This window comes from Nocardia farcinica (genome assembly GCF_029867845.1).
Lineage (GTDB): Bacteria > Actinomycetota > Actinomycetes > Mycobacteriales > Mycobacteriaceae > Nocardia > Nocardia farcinica_A.
This window is the reverse complement of sequence record NZ_JARWRU010000116.1, coordinates 1-7,290: the sequence shown is the minus strand read 5'-3', so window position 1 is coordinate 7,290 and position 7,290 is coordinate 1. Positions and strand designations below refer to the sequence as shown.

General features: G+C 69.9%; 6 protein-coding genes. 3 read left to right on the top strand and 3 right to left on the bottom strand.

Annotated elements, in window-relative coordinates:
- Positions 1 to 46: 46 nt before the first annotated feature.
- On the top strand, positions 47 to 385 hold the full coding sequence (locus QH283_RS02220; RefSeq protein WP_280501348.1) for a hypothetical protein: 339 nt from the start codon (positions 47 to 49) through the stop codon (positions 383 to 385).
- Between the two features lie 125 nt (positions 386 to 510).
- Here QH283_RS02220 and ilvC read toward each other — a convergent pair whose 3' ends face one another.
- From ilvC to QH283_RS02205, 3 genes are all read right to left on the bottom strand, one after another.
- On the bottom strand, positions 511 to 1,512 hold the full coding sequence (ilvC, locus tag QH283_RS02215) for a ketol-acid reductoisomerase (RefSeq protein WP_280501349.1): 1,002 nt from the start codon (positions 1,510 to 1,512) through the stop codon (positions 511 to 513).
- Between the two features lie 93 nt (positions 1,513 to 1,605).
- Positions 1,606 to 2,109 carry an acetolactate synthase small subunit gene (gene ilvN, locus QH283_RS02210; protein ID WP_280501347.1) on the bottom strand — a complete coding sequence of 168 codons (504 nt, stop codon included), beginning with the start codon at positions 2,107 to 2,109 and terminating at the stop codon, positions 1,606 to 1,608.
- A complete protein-coding gene (locus tag QH283_RS02205) occupies positions 2,106 to 4,070 on the bottom strand; it encodes an acetolactate synthase large subunit (RefSeq protein ID WP_280501346.1) in 1,965 nt (654 codons plus the stop codon). The genes ilvN and QH283_RS02205 overlap by 4 nt, the downstream gene beginning before the upstream one ends.
- 362 nt (positions 4,071 to 4,432) lie before the next feature.
- Between QH283_RS02205 and QH283_RS02200 the strand changes: the two genes are divergently transcribed.
- Both QH283_RS02200 and ilvD read left to right on the top strand, forming a co-directional pair.
- A complete protein-coding gene (locus QH283_RS02200; RefSeq protein ID WP_280501345.1) occupies positions 4,433 to 5,077 on the top strand; it encodes a PH domain-containing protein in 645 nt (214 codons plus the stop codon).
- Between the two features lie 212 nt (positions 5,078 to 5,289).
- Positions 5,290 to 7,131, top strand: a complete 1,842-nt coding sequence (ilvD, locus tag QH283_RS02195; RefSeq protein ID WP_280501344.1) for a dihydroxy-acid dehydratase — start codon at positions 5,290 to 5,292, stop codon at positions 7,129 to 7,131.
- Positions 7,132 to 7,290: the final 159 nt, after the last annotated feature.

Genomic DNA, 7,290 nt, shown 5'->3' with positions numbered 1-7,290 from the left:
GGGGGCTATTACGCCTGGGGGGGGTCGTCTCGGTAGCCGCCGTGTTATGCAACGCACTTACATAGTCAATCCCACGACCCGTTCCGGGCAACTGCGCCGCGGATTCGCCGGGGTGGCTGTGGCGGGCGCGCTCGCCGCTATCCCGATGGCCGCGGTGGCCGCTCCCGCCTCGGCCCAGCCGGACGCCCCCGGCGTGACCGAGGTCAAGCACGACAAGCACCATCGGCACGGCAAGCACGACCGCTTCGGCTGCGACGCGCCGGGCCGCTGGGACGACTGGGCCCACTCCCCCGGTCGCCACGACGACTGCAAGCACTGGAGCGACCCGCACCTGGGGTTCTTCCACCACCACCGCCCCGCCGGCATCTTCTTCGGCAGCAGCTAGTGGTGCCCGAGGCGGCTCGGACGGCCGGGCCGCCTCCCGCCGATCTCGATGGGCGGACCCGGACGAGTGCGGAAACGGCGAAGGGCCGCCCGTTTCCGGGCGGCCCTTCGTGACGAGAACGGCGATCAGGCGGTCTCGGTGATGGGGCGGTCGACCCAGCTCATCAGGTCGCGCAGCTTCTTGCCGGTGACCTCGATGGGGTGCTCGGCGTTCTGCTTGCGCAGGCCCTCGAGCTCCTTGTTGCCGCCCTCGACGTTGGCGACCAGGCGCTTGACGAAGGTGCCGTCCTGAATGTCCTTGAGGATGGCCTGCATACGCTCCTTGGTGCCTGCGTCGATGACGCGCGGGCCCGACAGGTAGCCACCGAACTCGGCGGTGTCGGAAACCGAGTAGTTCATGCGGGCGATGCCGCCCTCGTACATGAGGTCGACGATCAGCTTCAGCTCGTGCAGCACCTCGAAGTAGGCCATCTCGGGGGCGTAGCCCGCCTCGACCATGACCTCGAAGCCGGTCTTGACCAGTTCCTCCGTGCCGCCGCAGAGCACGGCCTGCTCACCGAACAGGTCGGTCTCGGTCTCTTCCTTGAAGGTGGTCTTGATGACGCCGGCGCGGGTGCCGCCGATGGCCTTCGCGTAGGACAGCGCCAGGGCCTGGCCCTCGCCCTTCGGGTCCTGGTCGATGGCGATCAGCGCGGGCACGCCCTTGCCGTCGACGAACTGGCGGCGCACCAGGTGGCCGGGGCCCTTGGGGGCGACCATGCCGATGGTGACCTCGGCCGGGGGCTTGATCAGGCCGAAGTGGATGTTGAGGCCGTGGCCGAAGAACAGCGCGTCGCCGTCCTTCAGGTTGGGCTCGATGTCGTTGGTGAAGATCGAGGCCTGAGCGGTGTCGGGGGCCAGCAGCATGATGACGTCGGCCCAGGCGGAGACCTCGGCGGGGGTGCCGACGGTCAGGCCGGCCTCCTCGGCCTTGGGACGCGACTTCGAGCCCTCCGCCAGACCGACGCGGACCTCGACGCCGGAGTCACGCAGGCTCAGCGAGTGGGCGTGGCCCTGGCTGCCGTAGCCGATGACAGCGACCTTGCGGCCCTGGATGATCGACAGGTCGGCATCGTCGTCGTAGAACATCTCGACTGCCACGTGGTTGGTTTCCCTTCTGGATGTTCATCCCCGCGGGCGGCGGGGAGCACCGTGCTGACGGTGACGTATGGAATTGTGCACTCAGCGGGTCGCGGTGATGCACTTGGGTCCGCGACCGACGGCGACGACACCGGACTGCACGATCTCCCGGATGCCGAACGGCTCGAGCATGCGCAGCAGCGCGTCGAGCTTGGAGCGGGTGCCGGTCGCCTCGATGGTGAGCGCGTCCGGCGAGACGTCGATGACCTTCGCGCGGAACAACTGCACGGCCTCGATGACCTGCGTGCGGACACTGGCGTCGGCGCGCACCTTCACCAGGATCAGCTCGCGGGCGACCGAGGCGTCGGCGTCCTGCTCGACGATCTTGATGACGTTGACCAGCTTGTTGAGCTGCTTGGTGACCTGCTCGAGCGGCAGATCCTCGACGGTGACCACGATGGTCATCCGCGAGACGTCGGGCAGTTCGGTGCCACCGACCGCCAGCGACTCGATGTTGAACCCACGGCGGGAGAACAGGCTCGCCACCCGCGCCAGCACGCCCGGCTTGTCCTCGACCAGGACGCTCAGGGTGTGGGTGCTGCTCATGCTTCGGTCCCCTCGTTCTCGCCGGCAGCCTGCTGACCGGCCTGTCCCTGCGCCATGGCCTCGTGGATCACGGCGGGCTCGGAAGCCTGCTCGTCCTCGTCGAACAGCGGGCGGATGCCGCGGGCGGCCATGATCTCGTCGTTGCTGGTGCCCGCGGCGACCATCGGCCACACCTGGGCGTCCTTGCCGACGATGAAGTCGATCACGACGGGGCGGTCGTTGATCGACTGCGCCTCGCGGATCGCGGCCTCGACTTCCTCTTCCTTCTCGACCCGGATGCCGTGGCAGCCGAGCGCCTCGGCGAGCTTGACGAAGTCCGGGATGCGCAGGGTGTGGGTGCCCAGGTCGGTGTTGGAGTAGCGCTCCTCGTAGAACAGGGTCTGCCACTGGCGGACCATGCCGAGGTTGCCGTTGTTGATCAGCGCGACCTTGATCGGCACGCCCTCGACGGCGCAGGTGGCCAGCTCCTGGTTGGTCATCTGGAAGCAGCCGTCGCCGTCGACGGCCCAGACCTCACGGTCGGGCATGCCAATCTTGGCGCCCATAGCGGCGGGCACGGCATAGCCCATGGTGCCGAGACCGCCGGAGTTCAGCCAGGTGCGCGGCTTCTCGTACTTGACGAACTGGGCCGCCCACATCTGGTGCTGGCCGACGCCCGCGCAGTAGATGGCGTCGGGACCGGCGAGCCTGCCCAGCGCCTCGATGACGAACTCGGGCGAGAGCGAACCGTCGCTCGGCGGGGTCCAGCCCAGCGGGTACTGCTTGCGGATGCCGTCCAGGTAGCCCCACCACTCGGTCAGGTCGAGCAGCGGCGCGCCCTTGCCGCCGACGGCGGGGTCGGCCTGCAGGGTCTCGACGAGCTCGGCGATGACCTCACGGCAGTCGCCCACGATCGGGACGTCGGCGTGCCGGTTCTTGCCGATCTCGGCCGGGTCGATGTCGGCGTGGATGACCTTGGCCTCGGGGGCGAAGGAGTCCAGCTGGCCGGTGACGCGGTCGTCGAAGCGGGCGCCGAGGGTGATCAGCAGATCGGACTTCTGCAGCGCGGCGACCGCGCCGACGGTGCCGTGCATGCCGGGCATGCCCATGTTCAGGTCGTGGCTGTCGGGGAACGCGCCGCGCGCCATCAGGGTGGTGACCACCGGGATGCCGGTCAGCTCGGCCAGGGCCAGCAGCTCCGCCGAGGCGTCGGCCTTGATGACGCCGCCGCCGACGTAGAGCACGGGACGCTTGGCGTCCAGGATCATCCTGGCGGCCTCGCGGACCTGCTTGCCGTGCGGCTTGGTCACCGGGCGGTACCCGGGCAGGCGCATCTCCGGCGGCCAGCTGAAGGTGGTCTGGGCCTGGAGCACGTCCTTGGGGATGTCGACCAGGACGGCGCCGGGACGGCCGGAGGCGGCAAGGTAGAACGCCTCGGCGATGATCCTCGGGATGTCGATGCCCTCGGTGATCAGGAAGTTGTGCTTGGTGATCGGCATGGTGATGCCGGAGATGTCGGCTTCCTGGAAGGCGTCGGTGCCGATCAGGCCGCGGCCGACCTGGCCGGTGATCGCCACGATCGGGACCGAGTCCATCTGGGCGTCCGCGATCGGGGTCACCAGGTTGGTCGCGCCGGGGCCGGATGTGGCCATACACACACCGACCTTGCCGGTGGCCTGGGCGTAACCGGTGGCGGCGTGGCCCGCGCCCTGCTCGTGGCGCACCAGCACGTGGCGCACCTTGGTCGAGTCGAACAGCGGGTCGTAGACGGGCAGGATGGCGCCGCCGGGAATGCCGAAGACGGTGTCGACGCCGAGCTCCTCGAGCGAGCGGACGACCGACTGCGCGCCGGTCACCCGCTCGGGCGGGACGGGGCGGCGGTTGGCGGCGCCGGGCTGGGAGACCTGGCTTCCGGAGTGCTGGTTCGCCGAAGGCGCTGACCTGCGGGCCGAGGGCCCGGGTCGTGCGGTTGGTGCGCTCACCGTCTTCGTTCCTTACTTGTCGTTCCGACCCCGGACAACACTTGTGTGCCTGGCACGACCGGCGTCTGCGACCCGCCGCGCCGGGCGTTGCACGGACACGCTCGATGTCCGAACACAAAAAAGCCCTCGACAGCCGTGGCTGTTCGAGGGTGGCGCGTCGCAAACGCGAGCTGACGTATTCGACTCAGGCAGTCAGGCTCAACGCTGGACGCGCCGGCCGATTACGAGCAACTCGTTTCGATTCACGCGCACGACGTTAAGGCCGCGTGAACCGAACAGTCAAACAGATGACCCCGCGCGTCCCATTATGTGGGACAACAGTGGTTGCTTGTGTCCGATCACCAGGATGCGAGGATGGTGGTGTGTCATCACCGCATCAGTCCGTGCCACCGGGTAAATCGTCCCACACCGCCGAGACCGGATCGTCGACGGGTAGCTCGTCGGCTGCCACCGGCCGCCGGACGGTCATCCGTGTCACCCAGCTCGCCTACCTCGGCGTGGTGGTGCTGACGCTGGGGGTGTTCCTGTTCGTCGTCGGCTGGCCGAAGGTCCTGTGGTGGCTGATGCTGCTGCCGGTCGCGGTGATCGTGTGGATCGCCCGCACCAGGACGGTCGTCTCCGACTCCGGCCTGGAGCTGCGGAAGGTCTTCTCCTCGCGGCACCTGGACTGGGAGCAGGTCAAGGGGGTGAGCATCCCCAAGCGCGGTTACGTGCGCGCCCACCTGGCCGACGACTCCCAGGTGCCGCTGCCCGCGGTCGGCTACGACCAGCTGCGCAAGCTGATCAAGGCCTCCGGCGGCAGGCTGCCCGACGTGTTCGCGGCCGAGGAGGCCAAGCGCCAGGCCGAGTGGGAGGCGCGGCAGGCCGAGCGCGAAGCCGAGGCGGCCAAGGCCGAGTCCTCGGCGCAGGCAGCCGGAGAATCCTCGGACACGCAGTCAGGCAGCGGGGCCGCCGGCAGTGCGAGCGAGACCTCCGAGGGGCCGGACACGGGCTCCGGCAAGGACTGATCACCACCGCCTTTCCGCGCGGTCCCCGGGCCGGGCCCGGGGGCCGGGCGTAAGCTCGGGGGGCCGTGCATCATGCGGGTCACCGGTGCGGCGACCCCCGATCGACCCGCTCACGCCGACGACACACCCTCCCCCGTCGGCGCGGGGTCACGGCGACACGCCGGACCACCCCAGCACCCCCAGCCCACCGCACCTTTCGAGGACGATCACACATGCCACCGCTTCGTTCACGCACCACCACCGCCGGACGCAATGCCGCAGGCGCACGCGCGCTGTGGCGGGCCACCGGCCTGACCGACTCCGACTTCGGCAAGCCCATCGTCGCCATCGCGAACTCCTACACGCAGTTCGTGCCCGGCCATGTGCACCTCAAGGACGTCGGTGAGATCGTGGCCGATGCGGTGCGCGCCGCGGGCGGCGTGCCGCGCGAGTTCCACACCATCGCGGTGGACGACGGCATCGCCATGGGCCACGGCGGCATGCTGTACTCGCTGCCCTCGCGCGAGATCATCGCCGACTCGGTGGAGTACATGGTCAACGCGCACACCGCCGACGCGCTGGTCTGTATCTCCAACTGCGACAAGATCACCCCGGGCATGCTCAACGCCGCCATGCGGCTGAACATCCCCACCGTGTTCGTCTCCGGCGGGCCGATGGAGGCGGGCAAGGCCGTGGTCGTCGGCGGCGTGGCCCAGGCCCCGACCGACCTGATCACCGCCATCTCCGCCAGCGCCAACAGCTCGGTCACCGACGACGGCCTGACCGAGGTCGAGCGCAGCGCCTGCCCGACCTGTGGTTCCTGCTCGGGCATGTTCACCGCCAACTCGATGAACTGCCTCACCGAGGCGCTCGGCCTCGCCCTGCCCGGCAACGGTTCCACCCTGGCCACCCACGCCGCCCGCCGCGCGCTGTTCGAGCGGGCGGGCAGGGTCGTGGTCGACATCGCCAACCGCTGGTACCGCGACGACGACGCCTCGGTGCTGCCGCGCAATGTCGCCAACGCCAAGGCCTTCCGCAACGCGATGGCGCTGGACGTGGCCATGGGCGGTTCCACCAACACCGTGCTGCACACCCTCGCCGCCGCGCAGGAGGGCGAGATCGACTTCGACCTGGAGACGATCGACGAGATCAGCCGCCGGGTGCCCTGCCTGTCGAAGGTCTCGCCGAACTCCGACTACCACATGGAGGACGTGCACCGGGCGGGCGGCATCCCCGCCATCCTGGGCGAGCTGCGCCGCGCCGGCCTGCTGGAGACGGACGTGACCACCGTGCACACCCCGACCCTCGAGGAGTGGCTCGACACCTGGGACATCCGCTCCGGCAAGGCGTCCGAGGAAGCGATCGAGCTGTTCCACGCCGCGCCGGGCGGGGTGCGCACCACCGAGCCGTTCTCCACCGAGAACCGCTGGTCGTCGCTGGACACCGATGCCGAGGGCGGCTGCATCCGCGACAAGGAGCACGCCTACACCGTGGAGGGCGGCCTGGTGGTGCTGCGCGGCAACATCGCCCCCGACGGCGCGATCCTCAAGACCGCGGGCATCGACGAGGACCTGTTCTCCTTCCAGGGCCCGGCCGTGGTGGTCGAATCGCAGGAGGCGGCGGTCTCGGCGATCCTCGGCAAGAAGATCAAGCCCGGTGATGTGGTCGTGGTGCGCTACGAGGGCCCCGCGGGCGGTCCCGGCATGCAGGAGATGCTGCACCCCACCGCCTTCCTCAAGGGCGCGGGCCTGGGCAAGGTGTGCGCGCTCATCACCGACGGCCGCTTCTCCGGCGGCACCTCGGGCCTGTCCATCGGCCACATCTCCCCCGAAGCGGCCAGCGGCGGCGTGATCGGCCTGGTCGAGAACGGCGACCAGATCCGCATCGATGTCGCCACCCGCACCCTCGAGGTGCTGGTCGACGACGCGGTGCTGGCCGAGCGCCGCGCCAAGATGGAGGCCTCGGAGCGGCCGTGGCAGCCGGTGGACCGGCAGCGTCCGGTCACCACCGCGCTGCGCGCCTACGCGGCGCTGGCCACCTCCGCCGACAAGGGTGCGGTGCGGCGGGTGCCCTGAGCCCCTGCCCGACGACCTCCACAGGGCGTAGCCGCTCGCGGACCGTCCGACACGTCTGAGCGAGGCCCCGGCTCCCCCCCCCGGGGCCTTCGTCGTGCCCGCCAACGAACACGTGGCCCGGACACCGCCGCAGAACCCCCCGCGCGGACACGTGCGCCG

Excerpts from the sequence above, each read along its gene's own strand:
- QH283_RS02220 (WP_280501348.1), top strand. The coding sequence starts at position 47 with ATGCAACGCACTTACATAGTCAATCCCACGACCCGTTCCGGGCAACTG.
- ilvC (WP_280501349.1), bottom strand. The coding sequence starts at position 1,512 with ATGTTCTACGACGACGATGCCGACCTGTCGATCATCCAGGGCCGCAAG.
- ilvN (WP_280501347.1), bottom strand. The coding sequence starts at position 2,109 with ATGAGCAGCACCCACACCCTGAGCGTCCTGGTCGAGGACAAGCCGGGC.
- ilvD (WP_280501344.1), top strand. The coding sequence starts at position 5,290 with ATGCCACCGCTTCGTTCACGCACCACCACCGCCGGACGCAATGCCGCA.